Source organism: Cytophagales bacterium (genome assembly GCA_033344775.1).
Lineage (GTDB): Bacteria > Bacteroidota > Bacteroidia > Cytophagales > Cyclobacteriaceae > JAWPMT01.
The window spans coordinates 720,276-741,842 of record JAWPMT010000007.1 but is presented as its reverse complement, the minus strand read 5'-3'; the positions used below and the strand labels follow the sequence as shown (position 1 = coordinate 741,842).

At 45.4% G+C, this 21,567-nt stretch carries 23 protein-coding genes; 2 read left to right on the top strand and 21 right to left on the bottom strand.

Annotation, left to right across the window (positions count from 1 at the left end; all coding sequences use genetic code 11):
• The 9 genes from R8G66_35275 to R8G66_35235 all read right to left on the bottom strand — a co-directional run.
• Positions 1–883 (bottom strand): hypothetical protein (locus R8G66_35275; GenBank protein MDW3197682.1); only part of this gene is annotated, 883 nt, incomplete at its 3' end.
• A 32-nt stretch (positions 884–915) separates the two neighbouring features.
• Positions 916–2,121 carry an exo-alpha-sialidase gene (locus R8G66_35270; protein ID MDW3197681.1) on the bottom strand — a complete coding sequence of 402 codons (1,206 nt, stop codon included), beginning with the start codon at positions 2,119–2,121 and terminating at the stop codon, positions 916–918.
• Complete coding sequence (locus tag R8G66_35265) at positions 2,121–2,696, bottom strand: DUF2911 domain-containing protein (protein MDW3197680.1); 576 nt, start codon at positions 2,694–2,696, stop codon at positions 2,121–2,123. Before R8G66_35265 ends, R8G66_35270 begins: the two co-directional genes overlap by 1 nt.
• Before the next feature lie 25 nt (positions 2,697–2,721).
• Complete coding sequence (locus R8G66_35260; protein MDW3197679.1) at positions 2,722–4,524, bottom strand: efflux RND transporter periplasmic adaptor subunit; 1,803 nt, start codon at positions 4,522–4,524, stop codon at positions 2,722–2,724.
• Entirely contained in the window at positions 4,521–5,744 is a 1,224-nt protein-coding gene (locus tag R8G66_35255) for a TolC family protein (GenBank protein ID MDW3197678.1), read from the bottom strand. The genes R8G66_35260 and R8G66_35255 overlap by 4 nt, the downstream gene beginning before the upstream one ends.
• Positions 5,741–9,556, bottom strand: coding sequence for an efflux RND transporter permease subunit (locus R8G66_35250; protein MDW3197677.1), 3,816 nt, complete (start codon positions 9,554–9,556; stop codon positions 5,741–5,743). Before R8G66_35250 ends, R8G66_35255 begins: the two co-directional genes overlap by 4 nt.
• A gap of 89 nt (positions 9,557–9,645) precedes the next feature.
• Complete coding sequence (locus R8G66_35245; protein MDW3197676.1) at positions 9,646–10,014, bottom strand: hypothetical protein; 369 nt, start codon at positions 10,012–10,014, stop codon at positions 9,646–9,648.
• 80 nt (positions 10,015–10,094) lie between these two features.
• On the bottom strand, positions 10,095–10,748 hold the full coding sequence (locus tag R8G66_35240; GenBank protein ID MDW3197675.1) for a DUF4396 domain-containing protein: 654 nt from the start codon (positions 10,746–10,748) through the stop codon (positions 10,095–10,097).
• Positions 10,749–10,832: 84 nt separating this feature from the next.
• Positions 10,833–11,399, bottom strand: coding sequence for an AraC family transcriptional regulator (locus R8G66_35235; protein ID MDW3197674.1), 567 nt, complete (start codon positions 11,397–11,399; stop codon positions 10,833–10,835).
• 298 nt (positions 11,400–11,697) lie between these two features.
• Here R8G66_35235 and R8G66_35230 point away from each other — a divergent pair, with 298 nt between their 5' ends.
• Complete coding sequence (locus R8G66_35230) at positions 11,698–12,171, top strand: cupin domain-containing protein (GenBank protein MDW3197673.1); 474 nt, start codon at positions 11,698–11,700, stop codon at positions 12,169–12,171.
• Between the two features lie 83 nt (positions 12,172–12,254).
• Here R8G66_35230 and R8G66_35225 read toward each other — a convergent pair whose 3' ends face one another.
• From R8G66_35225 to R8G66_35175, 11 genes are all read right to left on the bottom strand, one after another.
• Positions 12,255–13,175 (bottom strand): isoaspartyl peptidase/L-asparaginase, encoded by a 921-nt coding sequence (locus R8G66_35225; GenBank protein MDW3197672.1) that lies wholly within the window; start codon positions 13,173–13,175, stop codon positions 12,255–12,257.
• Positions 13,172–14,224: a hypothetical protein gene (locus R8G66_35220; protein ID MDW3197671.1), complete on the bottom strand. Its 1,053-nt coding sequence runs from the start codon at positions 14,222–14,224 to the stop codon at positions 13,172–13,174. Before R8G66_35220 ends, R8G66_35225 begins: the two co-directional genes overlap by 4 nt.
• 28 nt (positions 14,225–14,252) lie before the next feature.
• On the bottom strand, positions 14,253–14,684 hold the full coding sequence (locus R8G66_35215; protein MDW3197670.1) for a DUF2141 domain-containing protein: 432 nt from the start codon (positions 14,682–14,684) through the stop codon (positions 14,253–14,255).
• A 1-nt stretch (position 14,685) separates the two neighbouring features.
• The gene (locus R8G66_35210; GenBank protein ID MDW3197669.1) at positions 14,686–14,865 is read right to left on the bottom strand and encodes a hypothetical protein; all 180 of its coding nucleotides are present in this window, start codon (positions 14,863–14,865) and stop codon (positions 14,686–14,688) included.
• A gap of 6 nt (positions 14,866–14,871) precedes the next feature.
• The gene (locus R8G66_35205) at positions 14,872–15,108 is read right to left on the bottom strand and encodes a hypothetical protein (protein ID MDW3197668.1); all 237 of its coding nucleotides are present in this window, start codon (positions 15,106–15,108) and stop codon (positions 14,872–14,874) included.
• An 86-nt stretch (positions 15,109–15,194) separates the two neighbouring features.
• A complete protein-coding gene (locus tag R8G66_35200; GenBank protein ID MDW3197667.1) occupies positions 15,195–15,392 on the bottom strand; it encodes a hypothetical protein in 198 nt (65 codons plus the stop codon).
• Between the two features lie 64 nt (positions 15,393–15,456).
• Positions 15,457–16,806, bottom strand: a complete 1,350-nt coding sequence (gene mgtE / locus R8G66_35195; protein ID MDW3197666.1) for a magnesium transporter — start codon at positions 16,804–16,806, stop codon at positions 15,457–15,459.
• 465 nt (positions 16,807–17,271) lie between these two features.
• Positions 17,272–17,808, bottom strand: a complete 537-nt coding sequence (locus R8G66_35190; protein MDW3197665.1) for a hypothetical protein — start codon at positions 17,806–17,808, stop codon at positions 17,272–17,274.
• Between the two features lie 85 nt (positions 17,809–17,893).
• Positions 17,894–18,088, bottom strand: coding sequence for a hypothetical protein (locus tag R8G66_35185; GenBank protein MDW3197664.1), 195 nt, complete (start codon positions 18,086–18,088; stop codon positions 17,894–17,896).
• Positions 18,075–18,653, bottom strand: coding sequence for an RNA polymerase sigma factor (locus tag R8G66_35180; protein ID MDW3197663.1), 579 nt, complete (start codon positions 18,651–18,653; stop codon positions 18,075–18,077). The genes R8G66_35185 and R8G66_35180 overlap by 14 nt, the downstream gene beginning before the upstream one ends.
• Positions 18,654–18,726: 73 nt before the next feature.
• On the bottom strand, positions 18,727–19,377 hold the full coding sequence (locus tag R8G66_35175; protein ID MDW3197662.1) for a hypothetical protein: 651 nt from the start codon (positions 19,375–19,377) through the stop codon (positions 18,727–18,729).
• Positions 19,378–19,439: 62 nt separating this feature from the next.
• On the opposite strand from R8G66_35175, the gene R8G66_35170 reads away from it, so the two are divergent.
• Positions 19,440–19,946 carry a DUF2391 family protein gene (locus R8G66_35170; GenBank protein ID MDW3197661.1) on the top strand — a complete coding sequence of 169 codons (507 nt, stop codon included), beginning with the start codon at positions 19,440–19,442 and terminating at the stop codon, positions 19,944–19,946.
• A gap of 172 nt (positions 19,947–20,118) precedes the next feature.
• Here R8G66_35170 and R8G66_35165 read toward each other — a convergent pair whose 3' ends face one another.
• Entirely contained in the window at positions 20,119–21,567 is a 1,449-nt protein-coding gene (locus tag R8G66_35165) for a C1 family peptidase (GenBank protein ID MDW3197660.1), read from the bottom strand.

Sequence of the window (21,567 nt, the reverse complement as noted above, 5' to 3'; positions counted from 1 at the left end):
AACCCCATTCCGTAAGGATAATACCCCGTTGGTGTGATGATGAAATTTTCTCAAGCTCTGAAGAGATCCTTTCCCAAGATTTTATCAACGCCTCTTTGGATGGCAAACGCTCATTGCTCAAAGGGAAATAGGCATCCACACCGATATAATCGAAAGAATTCCAAAACTTGATCTTGTCGTAACTGTCCCAATTTGCGGCATAAATTATTGGTCCATCATAGACTTCCCGGACTTGTTTCGCCAACTTTCGGAAAAAGTCAGGCCGTTCTAATGCCACGCGCTTAAGCTCAGTACCTACACAAAATAATTCAACATCCAGTGAGTCAGCAATCCGGGCATAGTCAAGTATGAAGTCAATATATCCCTTCTCAAAGACCTGCCAATCTTCCTCTGTTTTTACTGCAAAATCTCCTCTCCAGCTACTGTTCCCTTCTACCTTACTTTCCTGACTTGATAAGAACTGCCTTGCACTCCTCGCATATTGCATTCTCGAAACACTATCTTCCAAATTGACCTCAGGCTCCTCCCAACCAGTCATGTCCCAACCTACGGCCAAATGAGGCTTTAACATGATCTTCAGTCCATGTTTCCTTGCCAGTCCGATACCCTCATAAACGGCCTGCTTGGTTTCACCGTACCATTGCCGTTGAAAACTGTATTTGACTTGTAAAGTTTGACGATAAACAGTAGCCTCAGGCACAAGGGCTACAAAGTTCCCATTGATTCCCGCCATATTGACAAAAGCTGTTGAATCATACGGCCCACGACCAGGACCTGTAAATGTGAGTCCTTTGATGTGGGTATTGAAATGCTCTGCAACTTTCAAGTCAGTACGACAACTTACAAAAAGCAATACCGATAAAATAGCAGCTAGGAATTTCATGAAAAGTTGGTTTTACATCACAATTTAAAACGTCACATCCCCATCTTAGCCACCTTCACCGAGTTACTATCTTCTGCAAGATCAGCCCAGGCAAACCACATTTCACCGTTGTGATAAGCCATCTGAGGGAAGCCGCTGCCACGAGACTCATTGCTTTGGGCAATGGTCATAGCAGGTTCTGCGCGTCCAGTCTTACTCACGATCCTGGCTTTAATGACACTGTTTTCCCCTTCACGACCTAGCCAGCTGACCATGGCTTTCTCTTCATCGATCATCACAACATCTACACGTCCCAGAGGCATTTGATTATCAATGGTTACTGGATTACCAAAGCTTGCGCCTCCATCCTCCGAGAAGATCAATTTTACTTGCGGTTGCTTATTAGGAGCGGCAAACCAGGCTACCGCCAAGGTGTTACCCACCGCATCGGCTCTGGGTCCATTGACCGGACAGCCTTCAATCTTCCAATTGTCGGCATAGATCGTTTGAGGTGCAGTCCATTCTCCGTCTACCAGTCTAACAATAGACATGTCTCGAACTTCCATTTCAGAGCGATCACGATAAACTATAACCGGTCCATTTGCGGTCATAGCACCACCGGTTTGACAGCAATCACAAACACGATTGTCCAACTCCACTTCGTTAGAAATCGCTCCCTGATCATCCAGCATGGCAGCTCTTATTGTCATAGCTCCCTGGTGTTCACCATGACCTCCGGAAGTGTTTCTGCCATCCAGCCAGGCCAGTTGAAATCCATTGCTTGCCGTGGGGATCATCGTTGCAAATCCGTGTTCCGTTGGTGTGCTGTCCTGATGAGGAATTAATGCAGAAGTCCAGGAATTGTCTACCCTTCTTGTAATGTTCACATCATAAGAATAGGTGCCTCCAGAATTTTTCGCTAGATAATGCGCGACCATTCCTCCATCCTTACTAGCGGCCAACATGGGATAATCAGCCCAATTGACAAACCAATCCGTACCAGAAGCAATGTCCTCGGTAGAAGACCAGTTATTTCCTTCCCATTTCGTGTATTTCAGAAGCGCGGTATCTCCCAATTGCTCTACCCAGGATAAATACAACTCACCATCATCACCAGAGATCAAATAAGGCAATGAGCTATTACCTACTGCCGGTGAGGTCACGGCAGCCAATTCCTGCTTTACCTCAGGATCTTGCTCCTTTGGTCCCTGGGTACACCCGAGGATCAAAAGGAATAAAAAGATGTATGCCCCTTTCATCAGCTATTCTTTACTTCAAAACTGATTGCCACATCATCCCAGGAAATGGTGATGGTACCGGTTGCTTCATCAACAGGCTCTACCAAATAGGTCAATGACTCCATTGGTTGATCCAGCTTCTTTGGAGTCACCTGAAATCTCACCACATCTTCAGCCTGATCGTAATCATCGGCTAAGTGCTGCTCCCAGTTTTTGTTGATGATCACGGTCCACTCTTCTTCACCAGGAATGGTAAAGAGCGCATACTTTCCTATCGGTATTTGTGTGCCTCCAATTTCGACATCCTTAGAGAAGCGAATAGAGGTTGCATTGTGCGCACCCGTCACCCAAACTTCACCATAGGCTACCAGACCACCGAAGATTTGACGTCCACGCTTGCTTGGTGAGTGATATTCGATATGCACGTGGTTTTTACCCACATTGTTCATGGCCATCTTTGCCGGACTCTTGGACTTGGGTTTTTCTGAACTTGCAGCAGCATGACTTTCATGTCCGCTATGGTCTTCAGATTTATTTTCAGGAGCTGAGCAAGCTCCAAGGATCACCAGGATCAAAAGGAATGTTAGATTTTTCATGTTTATAATTTCTTAGGGTTGAGGGTCATTTTAATTCTTCTTCGACGTTGCCACAGGTGAGCATTTCATCTCCGAAATAAGGGTTGAGTACTTCGTCCGAATCACTAAGCCAGAAAGCGCCTTTGAAATCAAAGGCCATTGGGCAGTACTGGCGAAATCCTCCGGTTTCTACCTGAAACTTGATCAGGGTTTGGTACAGCTGGTCACTGAGTGGCGAAAGTGTGGTTCGGATTTTCTCAACGTCAGATTCCGACACGATCATTTCCGCAGTAGTCTTAAGCACGCTCAGATCTTTCATCCACTCGACGTGCGCATCACCTTTCACCAGCGACATATCCACGGCATTGATAGAGGCCAGAAGCGGCTCCGCCTTTTCTTTGGCCGTGGAGGCATCTGTTTCTACTAGGGCATCTTTTAGCGGCAGATAGGTCTCGAAAACAGCCTTCAACTGATCGCGAAATGCCGCACTCACTTCATAGAGGTTTCCGGAAATGTTCACTTCAGGATGACTCATTTCATGACCAGAGTGATCTTCCATTCCGCCATGATCATGACCAGTAGATGATTTGCCGCCCATGGGACTGGCCGTCTGGCGATTCATCATGGAGGTCTTTCCCTGAAGTTGAGCCGCTGCATCAATCTTGAAAACACCATTAGCAGCCACTTCTTCATCTTCCTCCAGTCCGGCATTCACCACATAGTAGTCTCCGGCATCAGGGCCTAGTTCCACCTCTCTGAATTGAAAAGTAGGTTGACTGTAGTTCGGACGCTTCACATACGCGACAGCCCTTTTTCCAGTCCAGAGAATAGCCGATTTTGGTACCAATACGGCCGCCTCTCCCATAGTCAGGCCTGCCTCCACTGCTCCTTCCACAAACATTTCAGGCTTAAGCAAATTGTCAGTATTCCCGATCTCTGTGCGTACCGAAGCGGTTCTCGTTTGCTTGTTGACCACCGGATCAATGAAGGTCACCACACTTTCAAAGGTTTGTCCAGGAATGGACTGCACTTTAAACGATATAGAGTCTCCCGTGCTGATCCAGGGCAGATCACTTTCATAGGCATCAAACAACACCCACAACCTGTTCAGGTTGGCAATCTCAAAAAGGACACTTCCATCCATCACATGTTCGCCCTGACTCACATTTCGGGTCATGATTGTTCCTGATCGAGGAGCGTACACATCAAAGTAGAATTGGGGTTCTCCTTTTTCAATGATCGCTTCAATCTGCGATTCAGTAAGCTCCCACAGTTTCAGTTTCTGAATGGCCGCCTGATAGAACGAAGGGTTTGATTCCTTGAACTTCAATGCTTCAAATAGCTCCTTTTGCGCAGTTACCAGGTCCGGTGAGTACATGGTCGCCAGGCGTTGACCCTGACGGATGTACTGCCCGGTAAAGTCTGCATAAAGCTTTTCAACACGACCATCAAAATGTGCCGTGACTTTGGCAATACTCCTTTCGTCTGCTTCGATCTTCCCAGGAAGATAAACCTGCTTCTTCGGAGTGGATTTTGTCACCTTCACAGTCTGGATGGAAGCCATCATCATCGCAGCTTCCGTCATTTGTACCTCGTCCAGGTTCACCGCTTCCTGCTCGTTGGAGGAGAGCGGTATCAGGTCCATTCCGCAGAAAGGACAACTCCCAGGACCATCTTCACGCACCTGTGGGTGCATGCTGCAAGTCCACACTTCGGCCATGGTTTCGTGCTCATGTCCTTCATGAGCCATGGAATTACCAGATCCGCCAAAGAATACGCCACCGAGGAACACGCCAATAACCAGCAATGCTACCCCAATAAGTACTTGTTTTATATTGATCTTTTTCATTTTCCGATGATGTAATTGATTTGATAAATCGCACGGTTGGTTTCTACTCGTGCTCTCTCAATTTCCAATTGATAGGTCAGGAGCTTCCGCTCCATGCGCAAGACCTCCTCAAAGTCTGCTGTTCCCGTCGTGAACTCTGTTTGCAACAGTGACAAGGAGCGACCAGCCAGGTCGTGGAGGTTCTCATAAAGCACTACCCGGCGCTTTGCATCCAGGTGATCACGAATGAACCCTTCCAGGGCAGTGACTAACCGATTATTCTGCTCCTCGATTTGGTATTCAAGCCCTTCCTTTTCAAGAGTGACCTGAGTTTCCTGCGCTTTGTATTTCTTTCGATAGATCGGAATTTTCAAACCCACCTGAGGAAATACAACCGCGTCTTGACCATTGTCGGGAAGTTCCACCCCTGAACGTTCACTGATATTGACATAGCTGGCTCCAAGGGTAAAGGACGGCTTACCATTCAGTTCCGTCACTTTCAAGAGTTCTTCTTTCGACCGGACCATGGATCGAATACTCTGAAGTTTAGGATTTGCAATGATGATGCTATCGTAGAGCACTTGCTTATCTAAGGTCAATTCGATGATCTCAAGGGAATCGCCAAATTGAATCGCCTCCACAGGAGCATTCAGCAACTTCTCAAACGCAACCTTGGCGGTGGTCCGACTGTCTTCCCAATAGGCAAGCTGAGTCTGGAGTTCTTTTTCCTCCATCTCTACCCGAAGCACATTGACAAATCCGGTTTTTCCACTCTCGAAATTCACCCTGGCCAGTTCCTTGAAAGAACTTAACAGATCCAGATTCTCGTTCGTGAGCGCAATAGATCGATCCAGTAAGTACAGTTGATCGTAGGCCATCCGTACTTCACTGAATAGCTGCAATTTCGCATCCTCAAATAGCTTAAGCTTGGCATCGGCCATTTGTGTGGCCACTGCGCCCTGAGCTTTCAAAGTCCCAAACCAGGGAAACGCCTGACTGACGGCCAGACTAGCTCGTTGAGGACCAACCCTTGTTTCCACAGGCTGGACAAATAACCCGAAAGTAACCTGCGGATCAGGTAAGGTTTGTGCCTGTGGAATTCGCTCCATTGTTGCGAGATACTCATTGAATTTCGCTTTCAATCCCGGATTATTCTCAGCCGCAAGGGTCAGATAGGGCTCAACCTGACAGACCGCCAGAAGAGGCATCATGATGATGAATACTATGACTACTTTTCTCATGACTCTGGATTTGATTTTAGTTGACGTTCCTGCCACATGCAGTACAAGACCGGCACCACGAACATGGTGATCACCTGGATGATCATACCCCCGAACGTAGGGATTGCCATGGGCACCATGATATCAGATCCCTTACCTGTAGAAGTCAGGACCGGCAGCAAGGCAATTACCGTGGTAGCTGCAGTCATCATAGCAGGCCGGACCCGTTGTTGCCCGGCATGCAACACGGCTGCTCTTACTCCCTCAATGGAGTTAGGTTTTTCACGCACCAGGTGTTGCTTCAGATAAGTACCCATGATCACGCCATCATCAGTGGCAACACCAAACAGGGCAATGAATCCTACCCAAACGGCTACACTTAGATTGATGGTGTGTACCTGGAAGAGGTCCCGCATGTCTGCACCAAAGAGTGAAAAATTGAGGAACCAATCCTGACCATACAACCAGATGAAAATGAACCCTCCGGCAAAGGCCACAAAGACCCCAGAAAAGACCATCAATGTGGGTTGAAGTTTACCAAACTGGAAATACAGGATCAGTAAAATGGCCATTAGGCTAATCGGGATTACAATGGACAATCGTTTGGTGGCCCGGATCTGGTTTTCATAGTTCCCGGCAAACTTGTAGCTCACACCCATGGGAATCTGCAACGCACCATCAGCGATTTGCCCATTGAGATATGCCTGAGCACTTTCCACCACATCCACCTCTGCAAACCCATCCTCTTTATCAAAGATCACGTAGCTCACCAGGAAAGTATCTTCACTCTTGATGTTCTGCGGCCCTCGGACGTATTGCAATTCTGCCAGTTCCTTCAAGGGTACTTGTACGCCTGTGGGAGTCGGAATCAGAATATTACTCAGGTCATCGGGATTATCTCGAAGTTCTCTAGCGTATCGAACCCGCACCTGGTACCGCTCACGGCCTTCAACAGTAGTGGTCTGAGCATTACCTCCAACCGCCACACCGATGTACATCTGCATGTCTGCGACACTCAGCCCATATCGAGCAATGGCTTGTCGATTGATCTTGATTTCCAGATAAGGTTTCCCAACTACACGATCCGCAAAGACTGAACTAGGTTTCACGCCAGGCACTTGCTTCAGGAACGTTTCTATGTCAAACCCGACCGCTTCTATTGTTTCCAGGTCAGGGCCGTAGATCTTCATTCCCATTGGAGCACGCATGCCCGTTGAGAGCATCACCAATCTGGTGGCAATGGGTTGCAACTTCGGTGCGGAGGTCATACCAGGAATGTTGGCCATGTTTACGATCTCATCCCAGATATCATTGGGAGATTGAATATGCTCACGCCATTGGCGGAAATATTGCCCTGTGGATGCTGGAATCAATAAGTCTGCATTGAAACCGGCTAACGCTTCACTCTTCCATTCGAATGCTTCACCATTCGACAAATCAAAATGTCCGTCTCCATTGACCCTGAATCGCATGCGGTGGCCATCTTCATCCAGGACATATTCCGGTTTGTAGTTGATCACATTTTCGAACATGGAAATCGGGGCAGGATCGAGCGCAGAAGCGACACGGCCCCATTTCCCAACAGTCATTTCTACCTCTGGAATGGACGTCACCAGTTGATCCAGTAACTGGATGGTTTCGATGTTTTCCTGAACACCAGAGTGTGGCATAGTGGTCGGCATGAGCAAATAAGAGCCTTCATCCAGAGGAGGCATGAACTCTTTACCGACACCCGGAAAGGTCGTACTCATGGAAGCCCAGAAGCCAGACTCCCGGACATCCCAATTGACCGACTGGGCACCTTTAGCCACAAAGCCAAAAGCCCGATCAAATCCCTGCCAGGAAAGAAGACCAAAGACCAGGATGATCATCGGCAGGGTCAGAAATTGCCATTTATGTTCCAGGCACCAACTCAATATCCTGGTGTAGTAGCGGACTACCGTGAGAAGAATCCCTAACACCAGTACAATGATCAAGCCTACAAACACAAAGTTCAGGAACCAGCTATAACCCGCTCCGAGTGGCAACCACTCTTTGGTGAGAAAGTACAGCACGGTCACCAGGACTACCGCAATATTGAGATAACCTGGCACCCAGGTCCATTTGCCTTTCCACCGGTCTTCAAAGAAATTATTGACGCCCATGATGGCCAGCACGATTCCAGCCCAGGGAATGAAAAAGTAGATGACAATACCCAATATGATCAGTCCTATGTTCCAGAACTTTCGAGTTTTGTCTTTTCCGAAGTTCAAAGAGAAGATCCAATGTGCAAAAGCCGGAATGATCACCAACCCAATGAACAGGGCAGCGAGTAAAGCAAACGTCTTGGTAAATGCCAAGGGTTGAAACAGTTTCCCTTCCTGGGCCTGTAAGGCAAATACAGGAATGAAACTGATCACCGTAGTGGCCAACGCCGTGATAACTGCTGAAGCTACTTCTGTGGTGGCTGTATAGATGACCTTAAGACGGCCCTGTGAGTCCAGGTCTTTGTTCTCAGGCATTTGAAGGTGCCTGATGATGTTCTCAGTGAATACGACACCCACATCCACCATCACACCAATGGCAATCGCAATACCTGATAGTGCCACGATATTGGCCGACACGCCAAAGTAGCGCATGGCAATGAAAGTCATCAAAACCCCGATAGGTAGCAGACTGGAGATCAGAATGGATGCCCTCAGATTAATGACCAGAATAATCACCACGATCACACTGATCAGCACTTCCAAAGACAAAGCTTCTTCGAGTGTTCCAAGGGTCTCCTTGATTAATCCGGTTCGGTCGTAAAACGGAACAATCGTGACTTTGGAAACCGTACCATCCGATAGGGTTTTGGATGGCAAACCAGGAGCAAGCTCCTCGATCTTGGCCTTCACATTATTGATCACCTCCAGTGGATTAGAACCATACCGGGCAACGACTACAGCACCCACAGCTTCCGCACCGGCTTTATCCAGACCTCCACGACGTGTTGCAGGTCCCAGCTGAACCCTGGCTACATCCTTGATTCGAATCGGTATATTGTTCCTGGCCAACACAACCGCTTCTTCCAGATCGGAAATGTTCTTGATGTAGCCCAGACCTCTAACCAGGTATTCGGCCTTATTGAACTCTAACGTTCTTGCACCAACATCCAGGTTGCTTTTCTTCACCGCGTTCATGATGTCGGCTACATCCACGTCATAGCTTTTCATGGCCGTGGGATCTATCTCCACCTGGTACTCTTTCACATACCCGCCGATAGAAGCTACTTCCGAAACACCTGCTGCAGAAGAGAGTCCATACTTGATATAAAAGTCCTGGATAGAACGCAATTCCTGCGGATCCCAGCCACCAGCTGGACGTCCGGCTTCATCACGACCTTCTAGCGTGTACCAGAAAATTTGCCCCAATGCCGTGGCATCAGGGCCTAGCGCAGGTTGAACGCCCTCCGGCAATGTTCCGGAGGGAAGTGAGTTTAGCTTTTCCAGTATTCTTGATCGGCTCCAATAGAACTCGACCCCTTCTTCGAAAATCAGGTAAATACTGGATAGCCCGAAAATGGAGTTACTGCGGATGGTCTTCACGCCAGGAATGCCCAGCAGCGCAGTGGTTAGCGGATAAGAAACCTGATCCTCTATGTCCTGCGGTGAGCGGCCCATCCACTCCGTGTATACTATTTGTTGGTTTTCACCAATATCGGGGATCGCATCTACGGGCACCGGATCTCTTGGGATCGTGTCTGATTCCCAGTTAAAAGGCGCCGTAGCAATGCCCCATGTGATGATAGAAACAGCCACCAACAGTGTGACCAGCTTCTTCTCTAAGAAAAATTTAATGATATGATTAAGCATAGCATCATTCTATGTGTATGAATTGAACAATAGAATTAATGAGGCATCAAGTGATGCCCATACCTGTTTTGACAGGTACATGCTAAAACTTACAGGAGGAACGACTGCACGAGAACAGGGACGTCCTGAGCAATCAAAGGGGGCTTATAGTTGAGAAATTGCTTTTGCGTGGTGACTGTTGAGAAGAGCTTGTAATCAACAAGCACGTAAGTAACACCCGCCAACAGATTCAAATTAGGAGTAGCATTAAAATCAAAGTGAGCCTTTTGCAGATCATCGACCTTGAATTCTTCAACCGTATCCTTACAGCAGCCCATCGCATCAGACGCATCTCCCATATCCATCATGGACATACAAGAAGCGGCAGGGTGATTGATAGACGTATCCATCAACCTACCCATGCAATAGTGCCGATGCAGCGTTACGCCTACCGAGGTAGTCAGTAGCAGCGCTGCCATAAATACGGTCGCTATTTTCTTGAATAGGTGCATTCAGCTGTAAAGATACGGAATTTGAAGCTTGTGGTTTTTCATGTCGCTTAGTGACAAGCCTTATTGTACTTTTTCAACTTGTAATAATTGTACGGCAAAGGAGTGATGAAACCCACTACCAAAGCAGGGACCAACGCCAGCCAATACCAAATGTCGTTAAAGGCCGCTTTGCCTCCGGTGATCATGAAATCTGTTCCGGTCATGGCCAGTTCCATAGCCACCATGGAAATGAAAGACATCCCAAAGGCGGTTTTCAGGGCAAAAATCCAATTGAAGTGTTCCCGATACTTCAGGAGAATCGTTTCAAGCGTAATCGAGGTGATCAATCCTGCAATGATTGCCAGGACCATCATCCAGATCATCGGCGTTTCAGGATAAAAGGCTTGCAGGAAAAACACCATGCCAAAATCACCAATCGAACAGCCAATCAGACAATTCAATGTATTAAAGGATGCTCTTTTCCAAACGGGCATATCCATCCAGAAGGGCGTCTTTTGTCCCACGACTTTGTAACCCGCTTCATTCAACAACTTGGCCAAATGAGCTTCTGACAATCCTTCACCATGTGCGGTGAGTGTCTTTACTTCCGGGGCCAGGTTTACACACCATTCGGAAACTTTATTATCATTATCTAAGCCAGGGCGTATGGCATCCACACAACCATGGCAGTGTATATCGGTTTCTACTGTAATCGCATTCATAAGCATTGCATTTACACTTACAAAGTACGAGCATCACCCCCAGTCAGGGTTTATACAATTTTCGGAAAGATGTATATGATTGTCTTAAAGCTCGTCCAGGGGCTTACGAAGAGGTTTCCTGAGTCTCTTAAACTCACTGGGAGACATACCAGTCACCTTTTTGAACTGATTGGAGAGGTGTTGCACACTGCTGTAACCAAGTTCATGAGCAATCTGACTGGAGTTCAATTCATCATACACCAGCAACTCCTTTGCTCGTTCTATCCTTTGGAGTATTGTGTAGCGCTCAATCGTCACACCTTCCACAGAGGAGAACAATTGACTAAGGGTCTTGTAATCTTTCCCTAACTGCCTTTCCAGATAAGTAGAGTTGTTGGTTTCCAGATGTTCAGTTTGACGATGGATCAAATCAATGATCAGTTGTTTAATCCGCTCAATCAACTGGCTCGACTTATCTTCCAGGAGTTCAAACCCCCTGACCGCCAGACGTTCCTTGATAACCGATTTGGCACTAGCATCCAGTTCTTGTTCCAAAGCCACTTCACCCAGGTGAACAGACAGCACAGGAATCCCGGCATTCCCAAATTCCTCTTCGACCGCCTCAATACAGCGGTTACAGACCATGTTTTTGATATGTAGGATGTGGCTCATTATTTACCAGCCTTTGCTAACTTGTAGTACCAGTTATAGATAGATAAAGGTTAATTTGAAATTGAATGAGGAGCCAACCCAATTGACTTCTCATTCTTTTTTCAGGATTTTACAAGATGCATAATATCCATTAACCCTGTAAACGGACACGGTAATCTTTTGGATAACCTTACTTTGTTCTTGGTAAGAAACGAGAACATTGGAACATCAAACGCACTAGCATACTCCTTTTGTTCCTTGGCCAATTACTAAATACACATATCCAACGTAGCATCAACAAAAAAACCAGAGACATAAAATGAAAAATTCACTTCTCTTCCTTTTCCTTTTGAGTTCAGTTACAGCCGTTGCTCAAAAGTCTGAATATCGCGTCTCTTCGTACTTTACAGAGGGTGCAAAAGCGCCAAATACACACTACCTGGGAGAAGCCTGGCTGAATGCAATACTGCACGATGAAGAGGGACTGGACTACAACATCACAAAAGCAACCTTTAAGGCAAACTCCACATTAGACTGGCATAAACATAGTACTGCACAGGTCCTGATCATTGTGGAGGGAGAAGCTTATTATCAGGAGCGTGGAAACGAGCCTTTAATCCTAAAAGAAGGGGATATTATCAAATGTGAGAAAGACACGGAACACTGGCATGCTTCGACCAAGTCTAGTGATGTTACTTATTTGGCAATATATGGTGGGGGAAAGCCTACCGAATGGACCGAAGTATTATCTCAGGAATACTATGACGAAGTGGCTGAAAAATTAAAGCAATAAAACCTACATCCTATTCCATTAATGCTTAGAAATCCGACTAAATCAAATTCAAACCAATAATTACGAAATTCAATCTCCTGCAATCACTCAAATATCCCAACGAACTCTTCTCCGCTATAGCTCTTGAAACCACGATACATGCCTTTGGTATTAAATGGTAAGACTACATTTCCTTGCTTGTCCACTCCAATCAAACCACCTCGTCCGCCCATGGCAGGCATCCGTTCCATGATCACCTCATTGGTAGCTTGCTGCAAGGTTTGACCCTGATATAGCATCCGGGCAGATATGTCATGAGCTACTACCGAACGCATGAAATACTCTCCGTGACCAGTGCAGGAAATGGCACAACTTTCATTATTGGCATAGGTACCCACGCCAATCAAAGGACTATCACCTATCCTGCCATATTTCTTATTCACCATCCCTCCGGTTGAAGTAGCCGCGGCAAGGTTTCCTTTTTTGTCCAGGGCCACGGCTCCAACCGTACCAAACTTCTCCTCATCGTGATCCAATTCTACTTTGTCCTTTTGTAAGGCACGTTGCCATTGTTTGTATCTGAACTCATCGTAGAAGTAGTCTTTTGATTCAATGGTAAGGCCCTGTTCTTTGGCATACTCCAGAGCTTGTTCACCGCTGATCAGTACGTGCTTAGACTTCTTCATCACACAATCCGCCAACAAAATTGGATTCTTGACTTGCGAAACACCAGCTACGGCACCCGCATGAAGTTTGCGACCATCCATGATGGCCGCATCCATTTCAAATTCTCCCTGGTTGGTAAAAACAGATCCTTTCCCCGCATTGAACAAAGAAGAGTCTTCCATGATCAATACAGCTTCAGCAACCGCTTCCAGGGAAGAACCACCTTTTTCGAGTGTCTTATATCCTACCGTATACGCTCGCTTCAGTATCTGTTGGTACGCTTCAATTTTCCATTTGGTCATTTTGGTTTTGGAGACCGTTCCGGCTCCTCCATGAATCGCAATGGCAAATGGTTTCACTTAGACTTTCGTTTTCTTGGCGTACTTAGGATCTTATACAATTCTTCTGATTTGATGTTCAAGCTATTGAACACGGGGATGTCCGTGTATTCACTCAACTCCTTAATGTGCAGTGGAGAACTAGAACAAACACCAGAGATTGCATCAGGTACAAGGTTAAATTTATTTTTCAATACTTCCAGCCCGCCAATCGCACCGAAAGAATCAGCTGCACAGAAAATGAGCTTATGAATCCGATCCCTAATGTCTGGATGCTGGAGTAGCATTGCCGTTTCTCTTTGATTGATCCCATCCGCGAATTCTACTACCCAATAGTTATCCTTGTTGTTGGCGTATTTCAGATCCAGCTTATTGAATACATCCACTACTTCCTCCTCCTTAAGCATGTAAGTACTCGGATAACCCATATAGGAGAAATCGGAGAAATGGGTTGCACCGGCATCATTCATGCTCAAAATGTCCTTTAAGCTTGCTGTACCCGTAACCTTAGAAGCACGAACCTCTTTATCATGTACACTCAAGGCAAACACGCAAGCAGTTGCGGCCGCACTTTTCCCGGAGTTCATTGCAGTTCCAACGGCCAAAATCAGTTTTGCTCTAGGTGTTTTTTTCGTTTCATTCTTGGGCTTAATCAGATTGAATTGACGCGTATTCACCACTTCACCATTCGAATCACAAACGTATCCCAGGGGTTTGATTACCGTAGGAGAAATGACCTTACCACTTTTAGAAACCACAGTACCAACTACACCAGAACGAGCCAGCAAATCAAGCGATTCGAAATTTGAATCTTCAGGGATCAATCCTTCATAATAGTCAGGCGCATAGCGATTGCCAAATATGAATACCGCTTTCGTTCCGGGATGTATCGTATGGATACGACCCTGACTATTCTCAAGCGAGTTGTGCTGGCCAATCGTATCTACCTGGCCGTAAACCAGGTCTCCGATTTGAGGTGCTCGATCAATTTCAATGTAGCCCTTCAGTGCTTTTCTTGGCACCGTGTAGGCTGCACTGGGGAGTCTGAAACCCCTGTACAGTTTGTTCATTGCAGTGTGAATTACAGTTTAATTATGATTAGAATTTTAAGTATCGAAATTTGACGTTGATGTCCCGATTTTCAGGGAAATTGAAAGTAAAGTCTTTGAACTTCGGGAAAGAGATCGAGCGATGATAATAATTCGAAAAGCCAAAACCTTCCTTAGGGAACACCATACCCATGTCTACAATCTCATTACCATTTTCATCGTCGAGAAAGGCCAGGCCATAAAATCCCGGTTCAAAATCGTTGAGTGTGACCGTGAGAGATCCGTCTACGATATCCTGTTTGGAGATGATAAATTCTCTTTCCGGAGTACGTCGCGACCAGCTGTCTTCAGCTTTATACACACCAACTAGAATATGCCCCTCATGGAAGCGAATGTTTTCAAAACGAATAGTCAATGTGGTTGCTTCTGGCGTAGTTACAAAAGGATTGAGCAGCAGCAGATTGATAAATAGGGTGATCATCTCAATTCAAATAAATAGCCAGGGAATGTTCTCTTTCTGAGTTGGTGGAAGGCATCTTTTTAGACATGGACAAAGCCCTAAAGCCCTGCTCTTCAACTGAAAATAAATTGCTGGTCATCTTCACATAGGTGACTGCTGAATTATATCCTTTAAAAAACTGCCTTCTCTCAGGTTCGATCATGTCTTCTCAGTTTGGGTTAGAAGGTCGCATCTGGGCGAACTTATCTAATCCTGGATCAATCGATGGGAATCTCACACTGCTGTCAAACCGAACTCCCATACTGATGACCCATGTATTGAGCTTCAATTGCTCAGTATCGTTCAAATACTTCAATGATTTTTGGTACTCCTTCAAAAACAAGCTTGGATCAAATGCCACCTTGGACAAGATCAGCTTCGAATATTCCAGGTACGAATGCTTCATTGATATTCGCATTTTAGATTTAGGTGATTATTAGACTTGAGATTTCATGAAAAGTCACATCTGGAAGAGAAGTTTTTTTGATGAATTTATTCGGCACTATTTCGGTCTTCAAAAGCACGCACGATCTTGAGGTTTTTGATCGCGTCAAGCCGATTAAAATATCGGCGTTTTAGCCTATCGCTTACCCGAAGTGTCGGGTTCTTTAAAACAGATATCAAGGCATTCATCTCTACCGTAAGCTTTTCGATAAGCGAACTGCTACTTGATTGAATTAGCTTTTTCATTTCAAGTATTAGACCGGACTTTGCCTTAAAAGTCACATGAATAAAGAGGCGTGAATTGAAGAATTTATAAATGAGGCATGAGCGTACTGGCAAATGTCAATGCAAGGAAAAATCCCAGCATGTCTGTGATGGTAGTCAGCAACGGACCTGATGCCAGTGCAGGGTCCACGTTAAATCGCTTCAAGATCAATGGTATAGCTCCTCCGAGAGATACGGCAATGAGCGTATTGATTCCTAGCGCCCCACCCACAACCAATCCAAGATATATGTTTCCCTTCCATATCCAGGCCGCCAATCCAATCAACGTGCCGAGTACCAGACCATTGATCAGACCGACAGAAGCCTCTTGCCAAAGTACGCGGACCAATTCGAAAGGCTTGATCACCCCCAGGGACAATTCACGTAAACTAACCGCCACTGCCTGATTTCCCGAACAGCCACTCATATCAGAAATGATGGGCAGAAACACCGCCAGAGCAATAACCGCTGAAAGCGTATCCTGATAAACAGCAATGACACTGGCTGCGGCAATGTTTAGTAAGATGTTTACGCTCAACCAGGACAAGCGTCGTTTGGCTCTCGTAAGTATTGGCAACGTCCTGAGCTCTTCCCCGCCAACGATACCCTGAGTTTCCAAATGCTCGTAGTTGATTTGTTCGGTTTCTGCCTCACGTAAGTCTTTCCGTAAGACCACTCCCAACAAGTCTCGTTTTTGATTGACAACAGGCACTCCATAAAAATCGTGGGTATCAAAGAAACTAATCAATTCATCCAGGTTATCGTCATCATTCACGGTGATCGCATCCCGCAGCACAATATCAGTCAGCGGAGTACTCCGTTTTCTCAACAGGAGATCTCGCATCTGCAAAACCCCCTCGAACTTATCGTGAGAAGTCACATAAATGTATTGCAGGTTGTAGCGTTCATACTTCTCAGCATGGTCACTCAGGTTTTTGACCACTTCGCCGACTGTCAGAGATTCATCAAAAGCCAGAAATTCTGTGATCATCAAACCACCTGCAGAGTGATCGTCATACTGAATGAGTTTTTTGACTTCCTCCACCGCATCTGGTTGCCATTCATCCAGGACAGCATTTTGGTTGGCAGTCTCAAACTCCGCAAGAAAGTCTGCCTGATCATCACTGGGCATTTCCTGCAGGATCGCAGCAGTTTCCTGAGCATCCATGTCTTCCAGGATTTTAACCGCTTGCTGCCAGGGAATCTCATCGATCAATTCCGCTGCCTCTTCCGGTTTCAAGACATGTAGGAGCTGGACCCGTTCCTCTTTTTCCAGATGACTTATTATTCCTGCAACATCCTCTGACCTCATTTCCTCCAGGAATTCCTTGATGACTTCAGGATCAGGAGATACAAGTTGTTCTTTGATGATTTCCCAGGGCTTTTCAATGATCATTGCGTTCAGGATTAAGACACTCAAAAGTTAGTCGAGATTACATAAAAAACCCTGACCAACCAGGATCAGGGCCGCACAACTGAAAAACAGCTGTCGAGTAGACACTCTTAGGCCAAGAGTATTTTAAACCAAATCTCAATCTTCAAAGGCAAGAGGTGTCCAACTCGTATGGATGAAAGACAGGTCGCATGCACACGACCTTGTCTTGTCGGGGTACACAAATTGGTAGTTTACCGCTCCACTAACCAATTGCTAACCCTTTAGAAAAACACTTCTTCATCGATTTAGTGATCATTAGACTGAGAATTCCACAAAAAGTCACAGGTTGAATTAGAAAAAAATCAGAGAGAAATAGAAAACCCTGATCAGGTAGTACCATAATCAGGGCCAAACAACTAAAGGTGTAATGGCCTCGGGTTGGGTGCCGCGAGGCATTACAGGGTCAAACTCAAAAACAACTACAAATTAGTCTTCTATTCTTTTCACGGAGATCAGCTCTGATTCACCGTTGAAGGTCAACTCAAGGTAAGTTAGCCAATCACTTTCTTCATTGACTTCTATTACCTCTTCTTCATCGTCTTCCCAGGTCAGTTCTTCTTTCTGGTCTTCTTCCATGGCAAGCACTACCCTGTACTCCAGTGAGGTCTCTGGGTCCTCATATGCTTTTGTTTCGTAGATAGTTGCTCCATTGTATTCATCTTCCAGATAGTTGATGATCTCTTCTGAAAGGTCTGATTCCTCGATTAAGGTCCAAGTGTGCAACCAAACACCTCCAGGTTGAAAGTGGACCTCTTTGTCACCATCACGGGTCACAAAATACGCTACCAGGTTCCCCTCATCATTGGATTCCCAGACTACATTCTTTGCTTTTGGGAACATCCGGTTAAAGGTGTTTTTTACCTTGTCATCGGTTACGCTAGACAATACTGCGGCGTTCGTCCACATCAAGGAGGAGGCCACAATCAGCAACGAAAGTGCTGTAAGTTTAATAAGCGATTTCATCTTTTTTACTTGATGAATATTAGACGGCAAAATCTCGAAAAGTCACACGAACAACCGACTATTATTTTGATGCCCTGGGAGGTAACTAATCCTTAGGTTTCTCGTCAGTTGGCGGAACCACTTTGAACACCTCTTCTTCGGGCACATCTTCCATTATGTTACCCTCATCATCTGTCAGGTCATTTTCAATGGTATTCATCACTTCTTCCTTAAGATCTGCAGGTACCTTTTCAACCTGATTCAGGTGTTCAAAAGGATTTTCTTCATCATCGTTTTTCATAAAGCGCGATCAACTTTGCTTTTGTTCTTTTCAATTTCATTTTCACGGAGCTCTCACCAGCCTGAGTGAGCACAGCAATCTCCTTGATGGACATGCCATCCTGGTATTTCATCAGAATGATTGACTTTTCTGCTGGAGTCAAAAGCTCCATCAATTCTTCAAGTGTATCGATACTCAACTCCATCAATTCGCTATCATCCGGAACATCAGAAGGCTCCGATTTTCCAGCTTCGAGCGCCAACTCCTCTGATATTGATAACTTTTTTTTCTTCTGTGCCTGGTAGTCTACACAGCAATTGTAAGTGACCTTGTACACCCAGGTAGAGAACTTGGATTTGCCACTGAATTTCGTCAATTGCGTAAAAAGCTTCACGATAATATCATGAGCCACATCCATCGCCTCTGAATCATCCTTCGTAAAGCTCAGGCACTTCTGATAGATCTTACGTGCATACCGATCATAGATCAGTTCAAACAAATCAGCCCGACTGTGATCTACAATCAGGCTTATGAGCTCCTCGTCTGAGCACTTCCTAAGTTCTTTTCTGTCCAATGTCTGCTCCATTAGCAATTGCCCGTCTCAATAAAGCTACGGGCAATTGACCTTATTTACTAATGCGTGAATTTTTCATTTTTGATTAAGAAGGTTGCTTTATCGCCCCACCCTGGCGTTGTTTTTTAAGCGCCTTCTTGAATTGCTTAACTACCCCATTGGTTTCTTCCCAAATTTCAGGAGACGAACGTTCCGCCTCTTCAAGCAAGGAAGTAATACTTGCAATAATGGCTTGTTCCTCCTCGGTAAGCGGATAATTTTGATATTGTGCGGCATAAGTAATCCTCATTACTGCTGCCAGGAGTTTATTCAAACCTTCCTTGTTTTCACCCCCGTTCCAGTAATAGGTTTCTACAAACCCGAGATGATAGCTGGCTATCGTTCGATCCACACTGGAGAAAGTAGAGAGCAATTCTTTATCCCGGATGATACTCCCTTCTTCAATAACGGCTTTCAAAGACTCCAATTCACCGACAGCAAAATTCATGGTCCCTTGATGCACCGTATCCTCACTGTCCGCTTCAGTGACCAGAAAAAAGATAGCATCCTCAAGACTTTCAAGTGTTGAAGCCATGTCTCCGTTTCTGAAATGCTGCAGTGATTGTTCAAAATAGCCATCGGGCTGAGTAATCTCAGAACCAGCCAAAGAATCAGCATCCTCAATAAACCTGGGAGGATCATTGGTACACCCTACTAATAAAAGGGCGAACCAGGCAAAGTGTATAAACTTTTTCATTACCCACTTGAGACTGAAGAATTGAATTTTAGTCACATCTTACAAGAAAAATATTTTAAGAGATGGAAGAGAAGATTGAGATCAAACCTTCTACCGACAAGAGAATTGGCGGCTATCTACACCGCGTTACTCCCGTCGCCAATAAGTCCGGTGAAATACTGAACTACGTTCTCAGGCCTCTAATGGTAGAGTTCAAACTACGCGATATCTTCCAGGTTTCCGTTGGTTCCGCTTTACTGGCCATCCCCGTTTCATTCACAGAAGAAGCCTGGCAACTGGCGGAGCAACTGCCGGATGCGAACATCATAGGTATCACCCTGTTTTCATTGATTCTCACGTCCATCTTTATTTACTTCAACTTTTATAGGATTGCTTTCAAAGGGCATCAGTTTGAGTTTGTTAAACGTGTATTGGGTACCTACCTGATCTCCATGGCCATTGTTGCGATTATTCTGACGTTGATAGACAAGTGTCCCTGGGGAGCGGACAATGTACTAGCCATGAAAAGAATCATTATTGTGGCGTTCCCCGCAGCGATGAGCGGTACACTTAGCGACTCCATCAAATAGTATGATCTAATTTACCGTTTTCAAATCCAATAAACATGCTACAGCCAAACCACATTTCACAATCATGGAAATTTGCTACGGGACTCAATACCTTAAAATAATAGCAAAGTATAATCTACATATAAGTGCTGGAGTAGAGCAGTAGTCTGTCCTGACCCAGTATGGACAATTGTCAATCCACCTGATTGAATTGAACAATCATCGCAAATGCATTTTTACCTGAATCATTTTGCTGGACGGAAAAACCGATTGCTTCAGAATCAAACTCCACATATTCCGAAGGCATCAACAAGCCTTCGGTAGCGGACTTTAGTCGCCTGCCAACATTTCCTGAAGCATTGGCAAATCGCTCTTTGATCGATTCAATGTTCAGTTTGTTTCTGGAAAAAAGTAGGATGATATAGTTTTTGCCTGTCGTATTGTCCATTTTGAAATAATGATTTTCCGAAGGCAGTGCAATTTCACTGTTCAAATAATTAAGTGCCGGGCTGATACCATCTACCGGAAACAATTGTGCAACTGACCGATCTACTTCACCAGTTCCCAACATATAAACGAAGGCTGATTGCTCACTTTCGATGTACATCCGCATCTCACTACCCGAAAGGAGATTCGCGTTTACCTTATAGGTATAGAGTTCTTCATCATTTTCTTCACGATACCAATTCCAATTCCTGTTTTTGGCCGCCAATGTTACCTCCAGGTCCTGCTGATCGTCCAGATCAAACATTCGTAAACTTCCGGCCAAAATAGGTTCTACAGGCTCAGGCGGCAGGAACTGCACTAACTCAAAAGCCTGATAGATCCATTCTGCATAATCCTCGTATTTCACCCAGAAGTATCCTCCAAGTCCATAATTTGTTCCCCAACTATTCTGTACTTCAAAAGCTCCTCCAAATTTGAAATCATCATAACTCACTACGCAGATCGCATGTCCGCCGTGATTATCATCAGGGTCTTCGGTCGGATCCCAAAGTCCTTCTGAAGTTAGTCGGGACATGGAAGAAGGACAATTGGCAGAAATGACTACCGGGTTACCAGAGGCAATACTGGTTTTTGTACGTTGAATTTTCTGTTCTGCAGAGGCCCCGCTCGACCATAGGCGCGTATACTCTTCAATTTTGTAGAGTTCTGCAATGTTATGGTTAGCAGATGGTACAGGAACCGTAGGACATAATTCATCACCTCCCGAAAACGTAAAGCTCTTCATAGGTACGGAACCTACATTTTTCAAACTAGCCACGACCTCTGAGGTAAAAGCCCCTCGACAATTGGAATTATCAGAATTGACCCTGTATTGGTACAAAGGTGAAAAAGCATTTTCAGTAATGTAATCGCGATTGGTCCAACCGTTCTTTTGAGCTTCCAGGATCGTCCTTGCGGTGTAGGCTACCGCCCAACCGGTGCAGGTGCCATAAGGAGATTGACTTCCTGGATAAGGGGCGTACCGCTTCAGTGAATAAGCAGAAGGATTACTGTCATAGAAATTTCGCGTGAGTACCGCTTTCTCCGGCAGATTATCATAATCTGGATCTACTCCGGGTAGGATACCCTTTGGATACTCCTGTCCCTGCACTACATGGAGCATCAGGAAAAATAGCATACCAAGGATGCTTTTCAT

Excerpts from the sequence above, each read along its gene's own strand:
- R8G66_35170 (MDW3197661.1), top strand. The coding sequence starts at position 19,440 with ATGGAAGAGAAGATTGAGATCAAACCTTCTACCGACAAGAGAATTGGC.
- R8G66_35200 (MDW3197667.1), bottom strand. The coding sequence starts at position 15,392 with ATGAAAAAGCTAATTCAATCAAGTAGCAGTTCGCTTATCGAAAAGCTT.
- R8G66_35245 (MDW3197676.1), bottom strand. The coding sequence starts at position 10,014 with ATGGCAGCGCTGCTACTGACTACCTCGGTAGGCGTAACGCTGCATCGG.
- R8G66_35205 (MDW3197668.1), bottom strand. The coding sequence starts at position 15,108 with ATGAAGCATTCGTACCTGGAATATTCGAAGCTGATCTTGTCCAAGGTG.
- R8G66_35210 (MDW3197669.1), bottom strand. The coding sequence starts at position 14,865 with ATGATCGAACCTGAGAGAAGGCAGTTTTTTAAAGGATATAATTCAGCA.
- R8G66_35250 (MDW3197677.1), bottom strand. The coding sequence starts at position 9,556 with ATGCTTAATCATATCATTAAATTTTTCTTAGAGAAGAAGCTGGTCACA.
- R8G66_35235 (MDW3197674.1), bottom strand. The coding sequence starts at position 11,399 with ATGAGCCACATCCTACATATCAAAAACATGGTCTGTAACCGCTGTATT.
- R8G66_35215 (MDW3197670.1), bottom strand. The coding sequence starts at position 14,684 with ATGATCACCCTATTTATCAATCTGCTGCTGCTCAATCCTTTTGTAACT.
- R8G66_35190 (MDW3197665.1), bottom strand. The coding sequence starts at position 17,808 with ATGAAATCGCTTATTAAACTTACAGCACTTTCGTTGCTGATTGTGGCC.
- R8G66_35185 (MDW3197664.1), bottom strand. The coding sequence starts at position 18,088 with ATGAAAAACGATGATGAAGAAAATCCTTTTGAACACCTGAATCAGGTT.
- R8G66_35270 (MDW3197681.1), bottom strand. The coding sequence starts at position 2,121 with ATGAAAGGGGCATACATCTTTTTATTCCTTTTGATCCTCGGGTGTACC.
- R8G66_35165 (MDW3197660.1), bottom strand. The coding sequence starts at position 21,567 with ATGAAAAGCATCCTTGGTATGCTATTTTTCCTGATGCTCCATGTAGTG.
- mgtE (MDW3197666.1), bottom strand. The coding sequence starts at position 16,806 with ATGATCATTGAAAAGCCCTGGGAAATCATCAAAGAACAACTTGTATCT.
- R8G66_35175 (MDW3197662.1), bottom strand. The coding sequence starts at position 19,377 with ATGAAAAAGTTTATACACTTTGCCTGGTTCGCCCTTTTATTAGTAGGG.
- R8G66_35220 (MDW3197671.1), bottom strand. The coding sequence starts at position 14,224 with ATGAACAAACTGTACAGGGGTTTCAGACTCCCCAGTGCAGCCTACACG.
- R8G66_35230 (MDW3197673.1), top strand. The coding sequence starts at position 11,698 with ATGAAAAATTCACTTCTCTTCCTTTTCCTTTTGAGTTCAGTTACAGCC.
- R8G66_35240 (MDW3197675.1), bottom strand. The coding sequence starts at position 10,748 with ATGAATGCGATTACAGTAGAAACCGATATACACTGCCATGGTTGTGTG.
- R8G66_35180 (MDW3197663.1), bottom strand. The coding sequence starts at position 18,653 with ATGGAGCAGACATTGGACAGAAAAGAACTTAGGAAGTGCTCAGACGAG.
- R8G66_35265 (MDW3197680.1), bottom strand. The coding sequence starts at position 2,696 with ATGAAAAATCTAACATTCCTTTTGATCCTGGTGATCCTTGGAGCTTGC.
- R8G66_35255 (MDW3197678.1), bottom strand. The coding sequence starts at position 5,744 with ATGAGAAAAGTAGTCATAGTATTCATCATCATGATGCCTCTTCTGGCG.
- R8G66_35260 (MDW3197679.1), bottom strand. The coding sequence starts at position 4,524 with ATGAAAAAGATCAATATAAAACAAGTACTTATTGGGGTAGCATTGCTG.